Origin of the sequence: Stenotrophomonas sp. C3(2023), assembly GCF_032911385.1 — a bacterium.
Classification (GTDB): domain Bacteria; phylum Pseudomonadota; class Gammaproteobacteria; order Xanthomonadales; family Xanthomonadaceae; genus Stenotrophomonas.
Genome location: NZ_JAWJLO010000001.1, coordinates 1,000,086 through 1,022,683, shown reverse-complemented (window position 1 = coordinate 1,022,683; position 22,598 = coordinate 1,000,086). Strand labels below are relative to the sequence as shown.

Here is a 22,598-nt window from a genome sequence, read left to right as displayed (position 1 = left end):
GCCCCATGTCCGAACAGCCGCCCCGCGACAACCCCACCAACGTCAACCCGCCGCCACCCACCGATGCCGCCCCCGGCGCCACCGCGCCCGCCAGCGCGGCCCCGCCGAAGTACCTCACGCCAAGCCATCGCGCCGTGGTGCTGATGGTGATCGTGGCGCTGGTCGGCATCGCGCTGATCCTGCGCGCCTGGCAGCTGTGGCCGTTTGCCAGCAGCGTGATGAGCACCGACAACGCCTACGTGCGCGGACAGATCACCGTGCTGGCGCCGCAGGTCAACGGCTATGTGACCGAGGTGCTGGTCAAGGATTTCCAGCAGGTCAAGCAGGGCCAGACGCTGCTGCGCATCGACCCACGCATCTACCAGCAGCGCGTTGCCCAGGCCGAAGCCGCGCTGGCGCTGGCCGAGGCCACGCTGGCCAATGCGGACCAGTCGCAGGCACAGGGCCGTGCACAGATCGCCTCGGCCCGGGCCGCGCTGGCCGCCGGGCAATCCGAGCTGCAGCGCTCGGCTGCCGAGCTCAAACGCTACGAGACGCTGGCCGCACAGCAGCTGGTTGCCGCCAACGACCGCGACCGCTTCCGCACCAGCCGCGCCTCGGCGCAGGCCAGCGTGCAGCAGTCGCAGGCGCAGATCCGCATCGCCGAAGAATCACTGGTCTCCACCCAGGTCGCGCGCAAAGGCCTGGAGGCACAGGTCGAAAGTGCGCGCGCACAGCTCGAGCTGGCGCGCATCGACCTGGCCAACACCGAGATCCGCGCCCCCCGCGACGGACAGGTCAGCGAGGCCAGCGTACGGCTCGGCCAGTACGTCAGCGCCGGCTCACAGCTGCTGTTCCTGGTCCCTGACGCGCTGTGGGTGGTGGCCAACTTCAAGGAAGGCCAGACCTGGCAGATGCGTGTCGGCCAGCCCGCGCGCTTTGCGGTGGACGCGTTCGACGGCCAGGTGTTGACCGGCCACATCGAACAGATCGCCCCGGCCACCGGCTCGGAGTTCAGTGTGCTGCGCCCGGACAACGCCAGCGGCAACTTCACCAAGGTGGTGCAGCGCCTGCCGATACGCATCGCCATCGATCCGGATCAGGCGCTCGCCGCCCGCCTGCGCCCTGGCATGTCAGTGGTGGTCAAGGTGGATACGGACGCCAGGTAGTGCCGGGCGCTGCCCGGCAACCCACCGCGTAGTGCCGGGCTCTGCCCGGCAACCCGCTACCCTGCGCAGCGGGCGCAGAGCCCGTGCACTTCCAGCGTCTGCGCCTGCGGCTGGAACCCCAGCTCCTTGGCGCGCTTCTCCAGCTGGCCGACGATCTCCCGGTCCTCCAGCTCCACCGCGCTGTGGCAGCTGTTGCAGATCAGGAACGGCACCGAGTGCTGGGCACTGCTGGGATGGTGGCAGGCCACGAACGCATTGACTGACTCCAGCTTGTGCACAAAGCCGTTGGCCATCAGGAAATCCAGCGCGCGGTACACCGTCGGCGGCGCATCGGCGCCCACACCGTTGCCGCTGCGCACCCACTCCAGCAGCTCGTAGGCCTTCACCGGCTTGCCGGCCTCGGCGATCAGCCGCAGCACATTGGCACGGATCGGAGTCAGGCGCAGGCCGCGCTCGCGGCACACACGTTCAACCACCTCCACGAAGCCCGATGCATCGTGGACGTGGTGGTGCGGGGCGGTACAGGCGGGCTTGGCGGACATGCGCGTTCTCCTCGAGGCCAGTGACAGGATCAGGCCGCTGCTACCTTGGTAATGGCAACTTCGATGCGTTTCAAGGCCTGTTCGCGACCGGCCAGATAAACCGTCTGCGAAATATCCGGGCTCACCTGGGTGCCGGTGATGGCCACCCGCAGCGGCTGTGCCACCTTGCCCATGCCGATGTCCAGTGCCGCCGCTACCTCATGCAGGGCGCCGGCCACGCTCTCGGCGGTCCAGCTCGGCAGCGCCGCCAGCAGCTCCAGCGCCTTGCCCAGCGGCAACTCCGCGCCGGCCTTGAAGTGCTTGGCCACGGCTGCCTCGTCATAGATGGTCAGCGGCTGGAACCAGACCACCGCCTTCTCGGCCATTTCCTTCAACGTCTGCACGCGCTCGCGCAGCGCCACCACCACATCTTCCGGCGCCGGCCCTGCGGCCAGGTCCAGTCCCAGCTTCTGCAGCTGGTAGACCAGGTGCGGCGCGATGCTGGCCGGCGCCTCGGTCTTCAGGAAGTGCTGGTTGACCCAGCCCAGCTTGGCCATGTCCAGACGCGAGGCCTTGGAGTTGCACTGGGTCACATCGAACAGCGCGATCAGTTCCTCGCGGCTGAACAGCTCCTGGTCGCCATGCGACCAGCCCAGACGGGCCAGGTAGCTGAGCAGCGCGTCAGGCAGGTAGCCGGCATCGCGGTACTGCATCACGTCGGCCGCACCGGTGCGCTTGGAGAGCTTGGCGCCCTGCTCGTCCAGGATCATCGGCATGTGGCCGAACTTCGGCACCGGCGCGCCGATGCCTTCATACAGGTTGATCTGCCGCGGCGTGTTGTTGATATGGTCATCACCACGGATCACCTCGGTGATGCCCATGTCCCAGTCGTCGACCACCACAGCGAAGTTATAGGTCGGGAAACCATCCGGGCGGAAGATCACCATGTCATCAAGCTCGCTGTTGGCGATCTCGATGCGGCCCTTGATCAGGTCATCGAACACCACGCTGCCCTGCTGCGGGTTCTTGAACCGGATCACCCGGTTCGGATCGTCTTTGTACGGCAGGCCCAGCTCGCGCGCGGCGCCGTTGTAGCGCGGCTTTTCCTGCCGGGCCATCGCCGCTTCGCGCATCGCGTCGAGTTCTTCGCGGGTTTCATAGGCGTAATAGGCTTTGCCGTCGGCGATCAACTGGTCAGCCACCTGCTGGTAGCGGGCCACGCGCTGGGTCTGGTAGATCGGGCCTTCGTCGTAATCCAGACCCAGCCACTGCATCGCCTCCAGGATCGCATCGATGGCGCCCTGGGTGCTGCGCTCGCGGTCGGTGTCCTCGATGCGCAGCACGAACTCGCCGCCGCGATGGCGGGCCTCCAGCCAGCAGTAAAGCGCGGTGCGCGCACCGCCAATGTGCAGGTAACCGGTGGGGCTCGGGGCGAAACGGGTGCGGCAGGTCATGGGACGCTCGGCAAACGGGTATCTGCCGATTTTATCAGTCCTTGCCCGGCACGGCTCACGCATCGGGGCGGGGCCGTCACGCGCCCCGCCCCCGGCCGCTCAGGGCTGCGGCTCGGCCTTGCGCGGGAAACGCTGTTCGCGCATTGCCGCGTTGTAGACGAACGAGGCAACAATGGCCGCCGCCTGCTTCAGGTCTTCCGGTTCGGCATGGTCCCAGGTGTCCAGGTGGCTGTGGTGCACGTTGCTGAAGTAGTCCAGCCGATCCTGGATGAACTGGAAGCCCGGCAGGCCCACGCGGTCGAAACTGATGTGATCGGTGCTGCCGGTGTTGCGGGTGGCCACCGTAGTGGCGCCCACGTCGTGGAACGGCTTGAGCCAGGCCTCGAACACCGGCACGGCGGCCAGGTTTTCCTGCGCGTAGATGCCACGGAACCGGCCCGAACCATTGTCCATGTTGAAGTAGGCAACGAACCTGTCGTAGTCGCGGGTCTTCACCAATGCGCCGGTCGGTTCGCGCAGCGAGGCCGGCAGGGCCAGCTGGGCCGGGTCGGTCGGTTCCGGGAAATGGGCGAAGTGGCGCGCCACGTAAGCCTGCGAGCCGATCAACCCCTGCTCTTCGCCGCTCCACAATGCCACCCGGATGGTGCGTCGTGGCTTGGCGCCCACCGCCTTGAGGATGCGCATGGCTTCCATCATCACCGCCACGCCGGCCGCGTTGTCGGCCGCACCGGTGCCGGTGTGCCACGAATCCAGATGCGCGCCCAGCATCACCACTTCATCAGGCCGGCTGCTGCCGCGGATCTCGGCCAGCGTGTTGTGGCCGGGCTGGTCGGTGTCATCGGTGAAGCGCGCAGCCACGTCCACGCGCAGGCGCACCGGCTGCTTCTGCTCGAGCGCCCGTACCAGCGGATTGAAGTGCTCGGCGATCATCGCCAGCTCCGGAATGCCGACCGGCTCGCCAGCCTTGCGCGAGCCACCGCCGGCCACGCGGATGATGCCGTTATCCCAGCCACTGATGCTGATCGCCGCCAGCGCGCCTTCCTCGACGAAGAACGTATTGACGGCCCTGGCCAGCGCCTGGCGCTCGCTGTATTCCTTGACCCGTTTTGCGCGGTCATCGGCGGCGTCCCTGGGCACAGTGAAGGCCTGCAGGCCCTCCAGCGAGGTGGCATCGTGGCGGTGCGAGTTCGCTTCGCTGGCACGCTTGTAGGCACGTGCGTCGCCGAGCAGCAGCACTTTGCCGCGCAGCTTGCCGCGGTATCTGTCCAGGTCGGCCAGCTTGTCGATCTTCACCTGCACCAGCTCGCCTTCCACCGGCCCGTTGGTGCCCGGCGTCCAGGCCTTTGGCAGCGCATGCAGCGGCAGCACGCGCTCGCCCAGCATCTCCACGCTGGCATTGCTGAACTCCCAGCCACGGCCGAAGTCGGCAAACGCCTCATCGTGCACGTTGGTCAGGCCCCAGTCGGTGAAGCGGCTGCGCGTCCAGGCATTGGCCTGCGCCATGGCCGGCGAGTTGGTCAGCCGCGGACCGATGGTTTCGGTCAGGTGGCTGAAGGTGGCCATCACCTGCGACCGGTGGAACGCCTCCTGGCGGATCCGGCTGACCATGTCCAGGTCCACCTGCTCCTGCTGCTGTGCCCCTGCCGGCACGCTCACGGCCAGCGCCAGCGCCAGCATTCCCCGCTTCAACATCACACTTCCCCAGAGCCACGGCCGGTCACGGCGCAAACCCCGAGTCTAGCCAGCCGGCAGCGCTGTCCCGTGGGCCATCAGTCATGGACGCGGGAGGGCCGCACCCATCGCGGCACCGTGCATGCCGGCCAATACGGCGCCGTCAACGCGCAGCGTCGATCCCCGTCAGCGCTTCATCCGGCCGGCCCAACACGTCCAGCAGCACGCGCCGATTGCGTGTTGGGCCGGCCCAGGGGAACAGGCCCTGCAATTACTGGATGACGAACCCGAGGTTGCCGGACCACGACGACGCCAGGCCGTTGTCCCACGAACGCACGGCAATGCTCAGGCTGCCGGTGGGCAGCGTTGCGGGCAGTTGTGCCACCCAGTTGCCCGCACCGTCGGCGGTGACCGAGGCGAGCATGCTCTCCGGTTGCCCGGAGCGCACCACCACGACCGTCGTGCCGGGCATCGCGGTGCCGCGAACCTCCACGGCCCCCCGGTTGACCCGCGCGCCGCTGGCCGGGCTGCTGATGGCCGGCACCTTCACTTCATGGGATACCGTGAACGAGCGGTTGGCTGCCCAACCCGATGTTGCGCCGGCCAGCACCTGCCGCGCCGAAACCGCGCCGGTACCTGCGGTCATCGGTGCGGTGATCTTGATCGCCCACTGCCCGTCCGGTCCGGCGGTGGCCTCGGCCAGAATCTGGTCAGGGTGGTTTGACCTGGCCAGCTGTACCCGCGCCCCCGGCAATGCATTGCCGACGATCAGGGGATAACGGGTGGTCAACGCCCCGGAGCCGGGCTGCAGGATCGTCGGTGCGGGAAGGCCCGCCTTGCTCACGCTGAAAGACTGATTGTTGCTGTATCCCGAGTCACGTCCCAGCAGGCTCTGCCGGCTGGACACAGAGAAGGCGCCTGCTGCAAACGTCTGCGTGGGTTGCAGTTGCCAGCGACCGTGCGCGTCGACCTGCGTACGCCCCAGCACGGTCTGCGGCTGGAAGGCAGGTACCAGTGTGACCGTTGCCCCCGGCACGCCGGTGCCACTGACCAGAGGCTGATGCAGCACGCTGGTGCCATTTACCGGCCCAGTGATGACCGGCGCGTCGGGGGCCGACGTGCACGATGGCAGCGCAGCCCCCTGCAGGGCTATGGCGAAAAGCGCTCCGTCGGCCGTCGCTGCGCAGGTCAGGATGCTCACGCCATCGGTCTCGTCGACCAGCATCTTTCCTGGAACCAGCGTCGGTGCGCTTCCCGGTGGGTTGGCGCCACCCGCATCGACCTGCATGCTGCTGACGTGCCCGGATACCGTGGAATAACGCACCCACAGCCCGCGGTTGCGGTCATCCTCAGCGGAAAAGCCATAACCGGGTACGGGCTGCCGGTATTCGAGCGTGATGTAACGCTGGCTGTCTCCCAGCCGGACCGTGTACAGATTGGGCCCTGTCGTTCCCAGCGGTGCCAGCTGGTAGAGCCCGGTGCGGGTGATCTGCGCGTACTGGCCTTCATCCAGCCACCCGGCAAATGCCCGGTCGATGGCCGGATAAAGACCCTGGCCGCCACCGACCGGATCACCCGAATCGGAAAAGGCGGTGGTCGTACACCCCGCCGGTGCGTGCACCGCGTTGCCGGTCTGCGGGCAGTTGGAGTACGTGGACGGGTGATCGATGCCGATGTTGTGCGCGAACTCGTGCAGCCATGCGTGCGTGCTGGTGCCGACGCCGAAGAACAGTGCCGTGTTGCCCGGCATGTTCGCATTGGCTCCGCCCTGGCACGACACCACGATGTAGAGGTTGTCGTAATCGGTGGATGACAGGCCATTGTCGGTGATCGCCTTCGCCGCGCGTGCGCGCATGTCGGACGAATCACAGTTGCCCTGCGGCCGCGCGCCGAAATCGGCCACCAGCGTCCGTGCCTCGTTCAACACCAGCTTGCCGCCGGAGGCCGCAGTGACGAAGCTGCGCAGCGACCGTGGGTCCGATGAAAACACCTGATCGCGGACCACGTCGACGTCCGGGCCGGTGCCGTTGGACCACCGACCGATCACCAGCAGTACCCGCTTGGGGCCCAGCACAGGCAAGGTCGGCAGGTGCTCTGCCGTCGCATCGAACGCTGACCACGGCGTGTGCGCGACCCCGCCAGCGGTCGATCCAGCGCCTTGAACACTGCCTGCCACCGCAAGCGCCAGCATGGTTGCATGAAATCCAGACATCAACATCACCTCGCTGAGGATGAGTACGCGGGCTGCTTGTATGCCCATCGTTTTTGTTGACGGAGCGGAGTAGGAAAACCCGGAAAAACTGATCAGGAATCCGGATAGCCGCTCCGTCGGTTGAACGGTGGTGCCGCGCGGTCAACGCGGTCAACGGACGTCGCACAGGGGTAATCCGCCATATCCGCATGTTGCAGCTGTCGCAACTGCGGTCCGTCCCCGGGCCGAGGACTTCATGCCGCCTGGGCTGCCATGGCGCGAACGTCGCGTCGAGGCGACAGGATTGACGGTCAAGCGGCCGGACGCGTCGGCGCCCCTGTGCACCTGACGACAGCGGCGCCAGGCAGCCGTGCGACCGGCACGACCTGGAGGGCCAACACGCCGTAGCCGCTGCGCGTCCGGCCCCGTACACTGCGCGGCATGAACTACCGCCACGCCTTCCATGCCGGCAACCACGCCGACGTCCTCAAGCACATCGTCCAGCTGGCCCTGCTTGACGCCTTCAAGCGAAAGGACAGTCCGTTCTTCGTACTCGACACGCACGGCGGCCGGGGTCGTTACCTGCTGGCCAGCGAAGAGAGCCGCAAGACGCTGGAGATCGAAGACGGCGTGATGCGGCTGATGGCCCAACCCAGCCTGCCGGAGGTGGTGGAGCGCTATCTGAAAGCCGTGCAGGCCGACAACCCGGTCGGGGCGCTGCTGGCGTACCCGGGCTCGCCGCTGCTCACCGCCCAGTCGCTGCGCGCCCAGGACCGGATGGCTGCCTGCGAACTGCAGCCGGACGAGGCGGCCGCGCTCAAGGCGCTGTTTGCCCACGACGCGCGCGTGGGCGTGCACGAAGGCGATGGCTATCAGCTCCTGCGCGCGCTGCTGCCGCCCAAGGTCAACGGCAGCAAGATCGGCCGTGGCCTGGTGCTGATCGATCCGCCCTACGAAGTGCAGGACGCCGAATATCCGCGCATCCTCACCGCCCTTTCTGAAACGCTGGCGCGCTGGCCACAGGCCACCTGCGCGGTGTGGTTCCCGATCAAGCAGCGCAGGACCATCCTGCACTTCCTGCGCAAGGCGACCGCGCTGCCGGTGAAGTCCGCGCTGACCATCGAGTTTCTGGTGCGTCCGGACGAATCGCCGCTGCGCCTGAACGGCTCGGGCATGCTGATTCTCAACGCGCCGTTCCAGTTCGACCGCACGGTGGGACCTGCCCTCCCCGCCCTGCGCAAGCACCTGGGTGAAGCGGGCGCCAGCACCCGGCTGGACTGGCTCAAAACGCCGGTCTGAGGCGGTTTCACAAGGCTGTACCGACGTGAGCGTTCCGTTCACGGTATTCGGCCTGCGGAATGCCACAATCGCCGGACCACCAAGGAATCCCACGGTATGGCCACTCGCAACCGCATGCCGCCCTGGCACGAAACCTTCAAGGCCCCCAGCGGCCATGAGCTGTTGATCCGGCCGATCCGACCGGAAGATGGCGCTCCGCTGCAGGCAGCCTTCAGCCTGTTTGGTCCGGAAGAGATCCGCGACCGTTTCCTGCAGGCGGTGACCGAACTGTCACCGGAGACCACCCAGCGTCTGACCCACCCCAATCCCAAGAGCGAGATCACTCTGGTAGCTGCCGAGTCGTTGCCCGCAGGCGATGCGGTGGTGGGTGCGGTGGCCCGGGCATCGATCATTGCCGGTACCCGCGATGCCGAGTACGCGATTCTGGTCAGCCGCTTCCTGATTGGCCAGGGGCTGGGCCGGCAGTTGATGCGCAAGCTGGTCAAATGGGCTCGCGGCAAGTACCTCGACCGCCTGTATGGTGACGTGGCCGAGGAAAACGAGCCGATGAAGCAGCTGGCCGCCTCGCTCGGCTTCAAGCCGATGCCGCATCCGCAGGGGACGCCCGGGCTGGTACGCATGGTGCTCGAGCTGGACAACTGACAGCGGCGTCGGCAGCCGGGGCCAACGTGGTCCCCGCGCCCGCGCGCCCTGCACGCGGGCGCGACAGACGCATCTGATACCATCGGCAGTCCATGTCGCGCTCTTCTCTTCCCGCACCGCCGCTGCCCCGTCCGGGCCAGCTCCGCGCCTGGTGGCGCTCTCCGCATACAGCGACCGCGCTGGCCTGGTATCTGGCCAGGGCCGCGCACGCGCACAGCGCGCCCGTGCTGGTGGTGGCCCGTGACAATCACGGCGCCAACCAGATCGAGGCCGACCTGCGCACCCTGCTGGGTGACGATCCGGACCTGCCGGTGGTCAGCTTTCCCGACTGGGAAACCCTGCCCTACGACCGCTTCAGCCCCCATCCGGACATTATTTCCCAGCGTCTGGCTGCGCTGCACCGCCTGCCCGGTCTCAAGCGCGGGCTGGTGGTGGTGCCGGTGCAGACCCTGCTGCAGCAGCTGGCACCGCGCCAGTATGTGATCGGCGGCAGCTTCGACCTCAAGGTCGGCCAGCGTCTCGATCTTGAAAACGAGAAGCGCCGGCTGGAAAGCGCCGGCTACCGCAACGTGCCCCAGGTGATGGACCCGGGCGATTTCGCCGTGCGCGGCGGCCTGCTCGATGTTTTCCCGATGGGTGCCGACGAGCCGCTGCGGGTGGAACTGCTTGACGAGGACATCGACTCGATCCGCGCCTTCGACCCGGAAAGCCAGCGCTCGCTGGACAAGGTCGAGGCGGTGCACATGCTGCCCGGCCGCGAAGTGCCGATGGACGATGCCAGCGTGGCGCGCGTGCTTGATGCGCTGCGCGAGCGCTTCGACGTCGACACGCGCCGCAGCTCGCTGTACCAGGACCTGAAATCCGGTCTGGCACCGGCAGGGATCGAGTATTACCTGCCGCTGTTCTTCGACCACACCGCCACACTGCTGGATTATCTGCCCGACGGCAGCCTGCCGGTGCTCTGTCCCGGCACCGACGAATCCGCCGTGGCGTTCTGGGCACAGACCGCAGACCGCTACGAGCAGCGTCGGCATGATCTAGAACGGCCCCTGCTGCCCCCGTCGGCGCTGTATCTGTCCCCCGACCAGCTGCGCGAGCGGCTCAACAACGGCCCGCGCGTCGAGGTCTGGGCCAGCGACCACGCGCGCATCGAACAGGCACAGCCGCTCGGCGACCAGCCGCTGCCAGCGCTGCCGGTAGCTGCACGCGATGCGCCTGCCGGGCAGGCGCTGAAATCGTTCCTGGACCATTACCCCGGCCGGGTGCTGGTGGCCGCCGATTCCCCCGGCCGCCGCGAAGCGCTGCTGGAAGTGCTGCAGGCCGCCGATCTGCGGCCGCCGGTGCTGGCCGACCTGCCGTCGTTCCTGTCCGGCACCGAACGCTTCGCGATCGCGGTGGCGCCGCTGGAGGATGGCTTCGCCCTGGAGGCGCCGGCCATCGCGGTACTGACCGAGCGCCAGCTGTTCCCCGAGCGCGCGGGCCAGACCCGCCGCACACGCCGGGTCGGTCGCGAGCCGGAAGCCATCATCCGCGACCTTGGCGAGCTGACCGAAGGTGCGCCCATCGTCCATGAAGATCATGGCGTGGGCCGCTACCGCGGGCTGATTGCCATGGACGTCGGCGGCATGCCCGGCGAGTTCCTGGAAATCGAGTACGCCAAGGGCGACCGCCTGTACGTGCCTGTCGGCCAGCTGCATCTGATCAGCCGCTACTCCGGCGCCTCGGCCGAGACCGCCCCGCTGCACTCGCTCGGTGGCGAACAGTGGACCAAGGCCAAGCGCAAGGCAGCCGAAAAAGTCCGTGACGTGGCCGCCGAACTGCTGGAGATCCAGGCCCGCCGGCGCGCGCGCGCCGGTCTGGCGCTGCACGTCGACCGTGCCATGTACGAACCGTTTGCGGCCGGTTTCCCGTTCGAGGAAACCCCCGATCAGCTGGCCGCCATCGATGCGACCCTGCGTGACCTGGGCAGCAGCCAGCCGATGGACCGCGTGGTCTGCGGCGATGTCGGCTTCGGCAAGACCGAGGTCGCGGTGCGGGCCGCATTTGCAGCGGCCAGCGCAGGCAAACAGGTCGCGGTGCTGGTACCGACCACCCTGCTGGCCGAGCAGCACTACCGCAACTTCCGCGACCGCTTCGCCGACTATCCGTTGAAGGTGGAAGTGCTCTCGCGCTTCAAGAGCACCAAGGAGATCAAGGCCGAGCTGGAGAAAGTGGCTGCCGGCACCATCGACGTCATCGTCGGCACCCATCGCCTGCTGCAGCCGGACGTCAAGTTCAAGGACCTGGGCCTGGTCATCGTCGACGAGGAGCAGCGCTTTGGCGTGCGCCAGAAAGAAGCGCTGAAGGCGCTGCGCGCCAACGTGCATCTGCTGACCCTGACCGCCACGCCGATTCCGCGCACCTTGAACATGGCCATGGCAGGGCTGCGCGACCTGTCGATCATCGCCACCCCGCCGCCGAACCGGCTGGCGGTGCAGACCTTCATCACGCCGTGGGACAACGCGCTGCTGCGCGAAGCCTTCCAACGTGAACTTGCCCGCGGCGGCCAGCTGTATTTCCTGCACAACGATGTGGAGAGCATCCTGCGCATGCAGCGCGAGCTTGCCGAACTGGTGCCGGAGGCGCGCATCGGCGTGGCCCATGGCCAGATGCCCGAGCGCGAGCTGGAAAAGGTGATGCTCGAGTTCCAGAAGCAGCGCTTCAACGTCCTGCTGTCGACCACGATCATCGAATCGGGCATCGACATTCCCAACGCCAACACCATCATCATCAACCGTGCCGACCGCTTCGGCCTGGCACAGCTGCACCAGCTGCGTGGCCGCGTGGGTCGCTCGCACCATCGCGCCTACGCCTATCTGGTGGTGCCGGACCGGCGCGCGATCACCCCCGATGCCGAGAAACGGCTGGAGGCGATCGCCTCGATGGACGAACTGGGCGCCGGTTTCACCCTGGCGACCCACGACCTGGAGATCCGCGGCGCCGGTGAACTGTTGGGCGAAGACCAGAGCGGCCAGATGGCCGAAGTGGGCTTCAGCCTGTACACCGAGCTGCTCGAACGCGCGGTGCGCAGCATCCGCCAAGGCAAACTGCCCGACCTGGATGCCGGCGAGGAAGTGCGCGGCGCGGAGGTCGAGCTGCATGTTCCGGCGTTGATTCCCCAGGACTACCTGCCCGACGTGCACACGCGCCTGACGTTGTACAAGCGTATTTCCAGTGCCCAGGACAGCGCCGTGCTGCGCGAGCTGCAGGTGGAGATGATCGACCGTTTCGGCCTGCTGCCGGACCCGGCCAAGTACCTGTTTGCCATCGCCGAACTGAAGCTGCGCGCCAACCAGCTGGGCATCCGCAAGCTCGAGCTGGGCGAGGCCGGCGGACGTATCGTCTTCGAGTCAAAGCCCAACATCGACCCGATGGCGGTCATCCAGCTGATCCAGAAGCAGTCCAACCTGTACAGCATGGATGGCCCGGACAAGCTGCGCATCAAGCACCCGCTGCCCCTGCCCGAGGATCGGTTCAATGCCGCCAAGGCCCTGTTGACCACGTTGGCCCCAGGCTGACGCACGCGCGCAGCTCACGCGTCGCCGGGTGATTCCGGCGGCGGCTGGCCGGCGTCGCAGCCGCATTCGCCGCTGACGCCGGCGCGCTCCATCGCTGTGCTGCTCTCGTCACACGGCTGTTGATCGCGTTCGTCGTAGATACACCAGTAACGGCTCATCAGATACTCCGGCGACGGGCAGACGGGAGGCCGCCCGGGACACACGCACTCTGTCGCCAGCGCAGGCAACAGGCGTTGTTCCCCGTCACTTTTTCACCGACCATAGACAGGATGTCGCAGCCTGCCTCTTTCGAAAGCCCCAACTTTCCGCCCCCGGCGGGCGCGCCCGGCGGTCTGATCCAAGCCCTGGCAATGTCCCTGCAGGTCCGTGACGGCTACACACGCCAGCACTGTGACCGCGTAGGTCAGTTGGCCCATGCGCTGGCCCGTCATTGTGGGGTCTCCCCCACCGAGTGCGACCAGATTGCGTTGGCCGCCTGCATGCACGACATCGGCAAGATCGGCACGCCCGACGCCATCCTGCGCAGCCCGAACCAGCACACTGCCGACGAGCAGGCCATCATGCGCGAACACCCGGTGCACGGTGAGCGGATTTTTCTGGCCACCGGCCGCCATGATGCGATCGCCGTGGCGCAGGTCATCCGCGCGCACCACGAGGCCTTCGACGGCAGCGGCTACCCCGATGGTCTGGCTGGAGAGCACATCCCGCTTGGCGCGCGCATCGTCACCGTGGCCGATGCGTTCGATGCGATGTTCAGCGACCGCCCCTACCGCCCCGCGATGGAACAGTCCCAGGTACTGCGCATTCTCGACGACGCCGCCGGCGGCCTGGTCGACCCCTACGTTCTGCAGTGTTTCATGACGATGCTGCGGCGCTGGCCCGTGGCGTAAGCCGGATCCCGACCGTTTTATCCGCATCGCATTGACGTAGCTGCCCCGCCAGCAGCCGCGCCTCTCCGGGCGCACCTCTCTACGGCGACCCACATCTGCGCAGCGACGGCGCGGCGATGCCCGCCAGGCGTGTAAGCGCGCCCGCGCCGTCGGCGATCCACCTTCACCACCGGCTCACACGCGCCGGCCTGTCTCGACATGCGGCGACGCCAGCAGCGCCCGGCGGCCAGGCAATAGCAGATTGATTAAACAGTGTCAGTGTCATCTGGCTCTTATATCCATTTCAGTTTTTTGAACTTCGTCAATCTTCGACACCTGCGGCCTCCGCGAGACTCGACTTGCCGGTTTGGCTACAAGCAAACGCGGCAAATCCTGACACCGCAACGAGAGATGGAGAACGAAATGGGTGCTTTCTGCTGCATGTACACCAACGAAGACCAGATCCAGAACGAAGGAGCCAGCGCCGACCTCGACCAGCGCCTGAGCGCAGAGGAAATCGAGCGTCAGGACGCCTGACCGTTGTCCGCGACGGAGGCGACGCGCGCCTCCGTCGCTCTTACCGAACTCATCTCATGGACCTAGAAACAGAACGTCTCCACACGCTGGCTGAAGCGGAAGCGTGCATCGACCTCACCCTGGCAGCGCTTGGCCTGCAGGTGTCGCTGGTCCGCCATGGCACGGATCTGTCCAGTACCGTGGCCACGCTCAGCGGCCATCCGGCCGAGGCGGGCGAACGCGTCGGCTGCGGCAAGGGCAACCCCGAGCAGGCGCGCGTCGGTGCCAAGTTCGAAGCGTACGAGCACTTCAAGGGTGTACGCGCGTTGCGCGCAGCGACACAGCTGGCCGATTTCCACGAGACGCTCGCACAGCCCCCGCTGACCGACGTGCTGCCATTACGCATGCTGGCATCGCAGCCGGCCCGCACGATCGGCGTGGTGCAGTTCAGTGCCTGCGCCCAGCAGGCTGCCTTGGACTACCCGGTGTTCCTGGTCGACCATACCTACGCCAGCGCACCGATTGACGCGGATGATGTCGACTACCACCAGGCGCGCCGCTATGCCTGCGGGACCGGCATCGCCGCCGGCGTGGGCGCCACCGAGGCATTGCTGCATGCGGTGAGCGAGGTCATCGAGCGCCATGCCGTCGGCACGTGGATCGCACAGACCTACTACCGCGGCAACCCGAATCACGAGCACCGCATCGCGCCGGACACGCTGCCGCCCGCATTGACCGCTTTGGTACACCGGGCGGAGCAGCAGCTTGGCAGTGACATCGTGCTCAGCCACGCGCGCTCGGACATCGACTGCCCGGTGGTGGTCGCACGCTGCCGGGATCGCCGGATCAGCGGCCTGCACGTGGCCGGCTCCGGCGCATCGCTCTACGCCGAGCACGCTGCACGTCGTGCCGTTCACGAGCTGGTGCAGCAGTACATGGTCGCCGAAGGACAGGCCGAAGCACGCGCGCACTGGCATCGTTGCCAGGCGCGCCTGCGCGACTGGCCGCGCCTGCAGCCGTGCCTGGCGCTGCCGCCGGGCGACGGCGCTGCCATACCGTTCGCCCGGCTGGGCGGACACCCTGTCACGTTGCCGCTGGAAGACCACCTGCAGCTGCTGCTGCAATGCTGCCGTACGGCAGGGCGCCCGGTGTGGATGCGCGTGCTCCGCCAGGAGACGGCAGGTGCGGTACTGGCCTGCGCGGTAATGCCGCGCATGGAGCGCTTCGCGGTGGCGGCACTGGGCGGCGTGGTCGTGCCTTCGTATGCCTGAGCGGGGGCCGTTACACGTTGCCACCGTACTGGCGCGCGGTGGTCCGCAGCCGGCGCGGCCGTCAATGGCATGTGCACCCCTGCAGCCGAAACCGGCGCGCAGTTCCAGCATCTGGCCAGCAGCATGGGCGTGAGCCTGACGCGCGTCACCGGCGGCAGCGTGCCCGCCCTGCTGGCCGGCTGCCGGCCCAACACCCGCATGATCCTGGTCGAAAGCCCGGCCAATCCGGGTCTGGCCACGCTCGACCTGCGCACGTTGGCTGCCGCCTGCCATCTGCGCGGGAAATGCGCTGGACCCATTCTCGGTCTGGCTGGCGCTGCGCGGACTGCGCACACTGGCGCTGCGCTGCGACGCCATGCCGCCAACGCGCATGCCATCGCGGCGATGCTGCGCCGTCAGTTCGCCTGGCTGGACTGGACCGGGGCATGGAACGGGGCTGACGCACGCCGCAACCGGGTTCGGACGCGGCTGCATACCGGGCTCATGGCGCTGCACTTCGCGCATCGTGGACAGGGCGGCGCATTTGTCGATGCGCTGCAGGATATTCCCGTGCTGCCCAGTTTCGGCAACCCGGAGACCGGCGTCTTCCACTACGGTGGTGTGGTCGAGGACGCCGACGCCCTGGCGGCCTGCGAGATACCCCCAGGCCTGGTCAGGCTTTCGGTCGGCATCGAGGACCCGCGCGACCTGCTGGCCGCGCTCGTCCCGGCATTGCGCCGCGTCAGCTGACACGGCGCGTGACAGGCCGGCCTTCGACCGGCCTGTCACCTGCTTACCAGATCACCACACGCTTGTCGTCGGCCCGCACCATCGGCTGGCCCGGCTTGCACTCGAACGCTGCGGCGAACGAGGGCATGTTCGACGGTGCACCGTTGGCGCGGAAGTTGGCCGGTGCATGCGGATCGGTATTCAAGCGCACGCGCAGCTCGCCATCGGTGAAGTTGCGGCGCCACACGGTGGCCCAGTTCATGAAGAAGCGCTGGTCCTGCGTATAGCCGTCCACCTCGGTGTTCCGGCTCGGATCTTCCTTGAGCGCCATCTGCAGCGCGTCGTAGGCCACCGTCAGGCCGCCGAGGTCACCGATGTTCTCGCCCAGGGTCAGCTTGCCCTTGACGTTGACGCCCGGCACTGCCTCGTACTCATCGAACTGTGCCACCAGCTGGTCGGTGCGCTGGGTGAACGCGCTGCGGTCGGCATCGGTCCACCAGTTGTCGAAGTTGCCGTTGGCCGCGAACTGGCTGCCCGAGTCGTCGTAGCCGTGCATCATCTCGTGGCCGATGACCGCCCCGATGCCGCCATAGTTCAGCGCCGGATCGGCCTTGGCGTCGAAGAACGGCGGCTGCAGGATCGCCGCCGGGAACACGATCTCGTTCTTGGTCGCGTTGTAGTACGCATTGACCGTCTGCGGCGTCATGCCCCACTCGGTCCTGTCCACCGGCTTGCCGATCTTGTCCAGCATGTAGCGGTAGTTGAACGCGCGCGCCGCCTGCATGTTGCCCAGGTAGCTGTCGCCGGTGGTCTGCAGGCCCGACCAGTCACGCCACTTGTCCGGGTAGCCGATCTTGGGCGTGAAGCTGGCCCACTTTTCCAGTGCTTTCTTGCGGGTTTCCTCGCCCATCCACGGCAGCTTCTCCAGGCGCGCCTTCAGCGCGACCGAGAGGTTCTCCACCAGGTGCTGCATCTGCTCTTTCGACTCGGCCGGGAACACCGCATCTACATACAGCTGGCCCAATGCCTCACCCATGCCACCGTTAACCGCATCCAGCACGCGCTTCCAGCGCGGCTGCATTTCCTGCTGGCCACGCAGGGTCTTGCCGTAGAAGTCGAAGCTGGCCTTCTCGAACTGGCTGCTCAGATAAGGCGAAGCGTCATCGATGGTGTGGAAGCGCAGGTAGGCCTGCCACACATCGGCCGGCACCTCGGCGAGCATCTTGTCCATTTCGCTGAAGAAGTCTGGCTGGGCCAGCGAGAACTTCTGCGCGGCCGGCACCTTCAGGGTGTCAAACAGCGCAGTCCAGCTGAAGTTCGGGGTCAGGGCATCGGCCTGGGCCGCGCTGAGCGGGTTGTAACGCTTGGCCGGGTCGCGCATCTCGATGCGCGACATCGAGGCGTTGGCCAGGCGGGTCTCAAACGCCATCACCTTCTGCGCGTAATCGGCAGCCTGGGCCTGCTCCATGCCGGAGGCGGCCAGTACCGTGGTGATGTAGGCCACATAGGCCTCGCGGATCTTCTGCTGCGACGCGTCGAAGTAGTAGCCCTTCTCCGGCAGGCCCAGCCCGCCCTGGCCTACGTAGGCGATGACGTTGGCCGAATCCTTGTAATCTGCGTTGGCGAACAGCGAGAACAGCACCCCCTGGCCCTGTGCCTGGCTCTCGCGCAGGTACTGGGTGATGGCTGCGGTATCGTTCAACGCGGCGATGCGCTCCAGGGTCGGCTGCAACGGCGCCAGACCTGCGCTCTCGATGGCGGCCTCGTCGCTGCCGGTCTTCCAGATGTCACCGATCTTGGCTTCCACCGAACCGGCGGCGGCCTGGCTGGCGGCAGCCTGCTCGACCAGCGCATGCTGCACTTCCAGCGAGCGCTCGCGCAGGATCTCGAAGCTGCCCCAGGTGGTCTGATCGCCCGGCACCGGGTTGGCCTGCAGCCACTTCTGGTTGACGAAGGCGTTGAGGTCGGTACACGCCGAAATGGACGTATCGAGGTCGGCGCTGTTGAGCGAGATCAGCGGCGTCTTGATCTGCGAAAGATCGAAGGTCGGCTTGGCAGCATCGGTGCCGGCAGCCGGCGCGGCGTCGTTGCTGCCGCCACAGGCGGCCAGCGAAGCGGCGATGGCGACGGTCAGGCCCAGCGGGGCCAGGGTGCGGATGTTCATGGGACTCTCCGGCGGATAATCCCTCAGGGTAACGCGCCGGCGCCGGGGCAAGGACCGGCCAAAGGTCACAGGCCGTCGCCGCGCCTTGCGCGTGAGCCAACCATGGGGTCGGCTCTACCATGCCGGCCGCGCCGCACCCGCGACAGGCGCGGCCCATCATCCGTCGTTGTTACCGGGCCTTGCCCTGGTTGGCCACGGCCTCGGCAGCCCTGCGCGCCGCTTCGGGATCGCCGAGATAACGGAACGACTGCACGGCCAGCTCGTCATCAAGCTCGAACAGCAGCGGGATGCCGGTGGGAATGTTCAGTTCAAGAATCGCTTCCTGCGAAACGTTGTTGAGATACTTGTACAGCGCGCGCAATGAATTGCCATGGGCGGTCACCAGCACGGTGCGCCCCTGCTTCAACTGCGGTGCGATCGCATCGTGCCAGTACGGCAGCACGCGATCGAGCGTGGTTGCCAGCGATTCGGTGCCCGGCAGCGCCTGGCGGTCAAGCCCGGCATAACGGCGGTCGTGAACCGGGTGGCCCGGGTCTTCGAGGTCCATCGGCGGTGGCGGAATGTCATACGAGCGGCGCCAGATCTTGACCTGGTCCTCGCCGTGCTTCGCTGCGGTTTCTGCCTTGTCCAGGCCCTGCAGGCCACCGTAGTGGCGCTCGTTCAGGCGCCAGGATTTGCTCACCGGCAGCCAGTCCTGGTCCAGCTCGGCCAGCGCCCCCTGCAGCGTGTGGATGGCGCGCTTGAGCACCGAGGTGTGGGCCACGTCGAACTGCAGACCTTCCTCGCGCATCATCCGGCCAGCTGCCGCCGCTTCCCGACGTCCCTGCTCGGTCAGGTCCACATCCACCCAGCCGGTAAAACGATTGTCCAGGTTCCACTGGCTCTGGCCGTGGCGCAACAGTACGAGTTTACGGGTCACTGCGGGAACTCCAACGAAGGGAAGGCAGGCCCCCATTGTAGCGGCAGCTGCCACCGTCCGTGCCGCCGCGCTCAGCGGTGCACATGACCGTGATGACCGTGTGCATCGGCGTGCGCGTGAGCGCCAGGCGGGTGTCCGGCATGGCTGCCTTTGGCCTGCCCCGGCTCCAGCGCGCAGACATCGCCACAGGGCGCCGCTTCCATCTGCAGGGTGACATGGTCGATGCCGTGCCGTTCATGCAGTTGAGCGCCCAGCGCGCGACACAGCGCGTCGGCGTCGCTGCCGTCGACCATCACCACGTGCGCGCTCAATGCCGGCGTGCTCGAGGCCAGCGCCCACACGTGCAGGTCGTGCACGTCGCGCACCTGCGGATGCCCGGACACCGTCTGCCGCACATGGTCAAGGACGATGCCCTTGGGCACCCCTTCCAGCAGCACGTTGATCGCCTCGCGCATCAGCGTCCAGGTGCGTGGCAGCACCCACAGGCCGATCAGCACCGCCAGGATCGGATCGATGATCTTCCAGCCGGTCCAGCGGATCAGCAGCGCGCCGATGATCACCGCCACCGAACCGAGCATGTCGGCCCACACTTCCAGGTAGGCGCCTTTGACGTTGAGGCTTTCGCCGCTGCCGGCCTTGAGCAGGCGCATCGAGACCAGGTTGATCAACAGGCCGAAGAACGCGATCACCAGCATGCCGGTGGAGGCGATCTCCTGCGGCTGACGGAAGCGCGCGATGGCCTCCCATAGAATGTAGCCGGCCACCACGAACAGCATGCCGCCATTGAACATCGCCCCCAGCGCTTCCAGCCGCGCATACCCGTAGGTACGCCGCGCATCCGGCGGACGGCGCGCCAGACGTACGGCCACCAGCGCGATCATCAGCGCCAGCGTGTCGGTGGCCATGTGCGCCGCGTCGGACAACAGCGCCAGACTGTTGGTGACAAACGCGCCGACGATCTCCACCAGCAGGAAGGTGGCGGTCAGCGCGAGCGCCCACCACAGCGGCTTTTCGTGGCGGATGACAGCAGGCAGGTGGTCGTGGTCGTGGCCCATCGCGGAACTCTCCAAAGCGTTGCGCAAAGGCTACGCCGGCAAGCTCTGGGAAACTATTACGCTGTTTATAACATTGCGCTCGCCTTCACTCTGGAGGTGGCGGCTTCGATGCACCCGGATGTGGGCACTGCCAGCGGCCGCCGCCCGCACGTCTGCCACGCCGCCAGCGGCTTCGCTGGGTTACGTGCAGCCGCGCACGTGGCGGACAGGCGTAGGATGCGGGACGGCCACTGCCTGCCTGCTCTTCTGGACCGAGGATTACATGTCGCGCCTTCTGCATCTCTGCACTGCCCTTGCGCTGCTGCCGTTGTTTTCCAGCCTGCCGCAGGCCCATGCCCGCGAGATACCGCGACCGGCTTCGCATGTCGATGCGGACGGTCCATATGTGTTCCGCGACGGCGGCCATCTGCAGGCCGCGTGGATCTGCGATGACAAGGTCCGGCGCAGCACTGCGGCAGCCCCGGACGCGACGGCCACCATCGCACCGCAGTGCGGCTTCCCGTTTGCGGTGAACGTGCTGCCGCCGGCCCACCCGACAGCAGCCGTACTGCCAGCGGCCGACCGCATCGTCGCCCTTTCCGACATCCACGGTCAGTACGGTCTGCTGGTACGTCTGCTGCGCGCCAACGGGGTGATCGACGCGCAGAACCGTTGGGCGCTGGGCACTGCCACGCTGGTGGTGGCCGGTGATGTGTTCGACCGCGGGCCGCAGGTCACCGAGGCGTTCTGGCTGCTGTACAGCCTGCAACAGCAGGCTGCCGCCGCCGGGGGTGCGGTGCACTTCGTTCTGGGCAACCATGAAACCATGGTGCTCTACGACGACCTGCGCTACGTCAATCCCAAGTACCTGCGCAGCGCACAGCTGCTCGGCCGCAGCTACCCACAGCTGTATGGTCCGGACTCGGTAATCGGCCAATGGCTGCGCACGCGTCCGGTGCTGCTGCAGATTGGCGATACGCTGTTCCTGCACGGCGGCATCGCGCCGCAGGCGCTGGCGTTGGCGCTTGCGCCGGACCAGACCAATGCCGCCTACCACGCCTCGCTCGGCACCCCGCGTGAGCAGGTCAAGGCCGACCCGGCCATCGCGCCCTTGTACGACGGCAAGACCAGCCCGATCTGGTACCGCGGCTACTTCAACGGCCAGCTCGACACGGCCGGCGTGCAGCAGGTGCTTGAAGCACTGGGCATCAAGCGCATCGTTGTCGGACACACCTCGATGCCCCACGTGAGCAGCTTCCACGATGACCGGGTGATCGCCATCGACAGCAGCATCAAGAACGGTGAAAACGGCGAACTGCTTTTCATCGAGGACGGCCAGCTCAGCCGGGGCCTGATCGATGGCAGCCGTCACCCCTTGGCGCCCGGTGTTATCGAGCCCTGACACCACGCCGCAGCACCGGTAGTGACGGGCCATGCCCGTCATTACGCCCTTCGAAGCCCGTCATCGACCATGCACCCAGGCACGGCTGCCGCCATGTTGCAGCTTTCTGCATGGCGACCGATCCGCACCCATGGCGAGACTGGAATCCCGGACGGAGCACACCCCATGCACGCCCAAGACACCAGCGCACCGCGCGGTGCTTCACTGCCCAGCGGCTGCACGTTTGACGCACACGATTGGTACCTGATGGCCCGTTGCTGGTTTCCGGTCCTGGAAGTCAGCCGGCTCGGCAACGCGCCCGTCGCCTGCCGCCTGCTGGACCAGCCGCTGGTGGTGTATCGCGCGGGCGGTGAGGTGGTGATTGCCGCCGACCGCTGCCCGCATCGCGGCATGGCCCTGAGCAAGGGCCTGCCAGACCCCGAAGGCCTGCGCTGCGCGTACCACGGCCTGCGCTTTGGCGCGCAGGGACAGTGCACTGAGGTTCCCAGCGTACCCGGGTGCCCGATCGGCAGCCGTTTCAACCTCACCACCTTTCCTGTCATCGAGCGATACGGCCTGTACTGGACGTGCCTGGACCCGCAGCCTGGCCAGGCGCCTGACCTGCCGCCGATGCCACCCTGGGACGACCCCGCCTTCCAGGCCACGGTCTGCCCGCGCTACGACCTGGACTGTTTTGCCGGCCGGCAGATGGAGGGCTTTCTCGACGTTGCGCATTTTCCATGGGTGCACAACACCACTTTCGCCGACGCCAGCGTGCACGCGGTAGCGGACTACAGCGTCCACCCGTGCCGCAACGGCTTCACCTCGTCCTACCGCAGCCCGATTTCCAACTATCCACTCGAGTCAACCCTGCGTTCGCCGCCCGGTTTCCTGTGGACGCGCAGCTTCCACGTCCACCTTCCGTTCTCGGCGCGGCTGACGATCGATTTCCCGGGCGACCAGCAACTGGTCATCCTCAACCTGGCCAGCCCGGTCTCGGCCAACCGCACTCACATGTTCGTACCAGTGGCACGTCGCTTCGACCCGCCGGTCAGCGACGAGCACATCCACGCGTTCAATCTGCGCGTGTTCGGCGAGGACAAACCGTTCATGGAAGGCCAGCGTCCGCGCCGCCTGCCGCTGGACCCCAGGGAGGAGGCGCACTTTCCCGCCGACCGCAACGGGCTGGCCTACCGCCGCGCCCTCAGGGCGCAGGGCTACCTGCGTTTCTTCGACGACTGAGCGCGCCCCGC

General features: G+C 67.1%; 17 protein-coding genes. 9 read left to right on the top strand and 8 right to left on the bottom strand.

All coding sequences use genetic code 11. From position 1 onward, the window contains the following. The first annotated feature begins 5 nt into the window (after positions 1–5). Positions 6–1,148 (top strand): HlyD family secretion protein, encoded by a 1,143-nt coding sequence (locus RZA67_RS04445; protein WP_317211407.1) that lies wholly within the window; start codon positions 6–8, stop codon positions 1,146–1,148. Positions 1,149–1,204: 56 nt separating this feature from the next. Here the strand turns inward: RZA67_RS04445 and RZA67_RS04440 are convergent, their stop codons facing one another. The 4 genes from RZA67_RS04440 to RZA67_RS04425 form a co-directional block, all read right to left on the bottom strand. Continuing rightward, positions 1,205–1,690: a Fur family transcriptional regulator gene (locus RZA67_RS04440; protein WP_317211406.1), complete on the bottom strand. Its 486-nt coding sequence runs from the start codon at positions 1,688–1,690 to the stop codon at positions 1,205–1,207. Positions 1,691–1,719: 29 nt separating this feature from the next. Continuing rightward, the gene (gene gltX / locus RZA67_RS04435) at positions 1,720–3,123 is read right to left on the bottom strand and encodes a glutamate--tRNA ligase (RefSeq protein ID WP_317211405.1); all 1,404 of its coding nucleotides are present in this window, start codon (positions 3,121–3,123) and stop codon (positions 1,720–1,722) included. 99 nt (positions 3,124–3,222) lie between these two features. Next, entirely contained in the window at positions 3,223–4,815 is a 1,593-nt protein-coding gene (locus RZA67_RS04430; RefSeq protein WP_317211404.1) for a M20/M25/M40 family metallo-hydrolase, read from the bottom strand. Between the two features lie 250 nt (positions 4,816–5,065). Further along, positions 5,066–7,006 carry a hypothetical protein gene (locus RZA67_RS04425; protein ID WP_317211403.1) on the bottom strand — a complete coding sequence of 647 codons (1,941 nt, stop codon included), beginning with the start codon at positions 7,004–7,006 and terminating at the stop codon, positions 5,066–5,068. A gap of 420 nt (positions 7,007–7,426) precedes the next feature. Here RZA67_RS04425 and rlmJ point away from each other — a divergent pair, with 420 nt between their 5' ends. The 3 genes from rlmJ (at position 7,427) to mfd (ending at position 12,483) form a co-directional block, all read left to right on the top strand. Then, on the top strand, positions 7,427–8,284 hold the full coding sequence (gene rlmJ, locus RZA67_RS04420) for a 23S rRNA (adenine(2030)-N(6))-methyltransferase RlmJ (RefSeq protein ID WP_317211402.1): 858 nt from the start codon (positions 7,427–7,429) through the stop codon (positions 8,282–8,284). 96 nt (positions 8,285–8,380) lie between these two features. Next, a complete protein-coding gene (locus RZA67_RS04415; protein WP_317211401.1) occupies positions 8,381–8,926 on the top strand; it encodes a GNAT family N-acetyltransferase in 546 nt (181 codons plus the stop codon). A gap of 92 nt (positions 8,927–9,018) precedes the next feature. Then, positions 9,019–12,483, top strand: coding sequence for a transcription-repair coupling factor (mfd, locus tag RZA67_RS04410; protein WP_317211400.1), 3,465 nt, complete (start codon positions 9,019–9,021; stop codon positions 12,481–12,483). A gap of 14 nt (positions 12,484–12,497) precedes the next feature. Here the strand turns inward: mfd and RZA67_RS04405 are convergent, their stop codons facing one another. Beyond that, positions 12,498–12,641 carry a hypothetical protein gene (locus RZA67_RS04405; RefSeq protein ID WP_317211399.1) on the bottom strand — a complete coding sequence of 48 codons (144 nt, stop codon included), beginning with the start codon at positions 12,639–12,641 and terminating at the stop codon, positions 12,498–12,500. Positions 12,642–12,833: 192 nt separating this feature from the next. Between RZA67_RS04405 and RZA67_RS04400 the strand changes: the two genes are divergently transcribed. The 3 genes from RZA67_RS04400 to RZA67_RS04390 all read left to right on the top strand — a co-directional run bounded on the left by RZA67_RS04400 (position 12,834) and on the right by RZA67_RS04390 (position 15,868). Beyond that, positions 12,834–13,373, top strand: coding sequence for an HD domain-containing phosphohydrolase (locus RZA67_RS04400; protein ID WP_317211398.1), 540 nt, complete (start codon positions 12,834–12,836; stop codon positions 13,371–13,373). Between the two features lie 572 nt (positions 13,374–13,945). After that, a complete protein-coding gene (locus RZA67_RS04395; RefSeq protein WP_317211397.1) occupies positions 13,946–15,139 on the top strand; it encodes a YcaO-like family protein in 1,194 nt (397 codons plus the stop codon). 69 nt (positions 15,140–15,208) lie between these two features. Continuing rightward, on the top strand, positions 15,209–15,868 hold the full coding sequence (locus RZA67_RS04390; RefSeq protein ID WP_317211396.1) for a PLP-dependent transferase: 660 nt from the start codon (positions 15,209–15,211) through the stop codon (positions 15,866–15,868). A 43-nt stretch (positions 15,869–15,911) separates the two neighbouring features. Here the strand turns inward: RZA67_RS04390 and RZA67_RS04385 are convergent, their stop codons facing one another. From RZA67_RS04385 to RZA67_RS04375, 3 genes are all read right to left on the bottom strand, one after another. Continuing rightward, positions 15,912–18,011, bottom strand: coding sequence for a M13 family metallopeptidase (locus RZA67_RS04385; protein WP_317211395.1), 2,100 nt, complete (start codon positions 18,009–18,011; stop codon positions 15,912–15,914). A gap of 169 nt (positions 18,012–18,180) precedes the next feature. Continuing rightward, positions 18,181–18,930: a 2,3-diphosphoglycerate-dependent phosphoglycerate mutase gene (gpmA, locus tag RZA67_RS04380; RefSeq protein ID WP_317211394.1), complete on the bottom strand. Its 750-nt coding sequence runs from the start codon at positions 18,928–18,930 to the stop codon at positions 18,181–18,183. A gap of 71 nt (positions 18,931–19,001) precedes the next feature. Beyond that, on the bottom strand, positions 19,002–19,985 hold the full coding sequence (locus tag RZA67_RS04375) for a cation diffusion facilitator family transporter (RefSeq protein WP_317211393.1): 984 nt from the start codon (positions 19,983–19,985) through the stop codon (positions 19,002–19,004). A gap of 262 nt (positions 19,986–20,247) precedes the next feature. Here RZA67_RS04375 and RZA67_RS04370 point away from each other — a divergent pair, with 262 nt between their 5' ends. Further along, positions 20,248–21,366, top strand: a complete 1,119-nt coding sequence (locus tag RZA67_RS04370) for a metallophosphoesterase (protein WP_317211392.1) — start codon at positions 20,248–20,250, stop codon at positions 21,364–21,366. Positions 21,367–21,531: 165 nt separating this feature from the next. Beyond that, positions 21,532–22,587, top strand: a complete 1,056-nt coding sequence (locus tag RZA67_RS04365) for an aromatic ring-hydroxylating dioxygenase subunit alpha (RefSeq protein WP_317211391.1) — start codon at positions 21,532–21,534, stop codon at positions 22,585–22,587. The last annotated feature ends 11 nt before the right edge of the window (positions 22,588–22,598 follow it).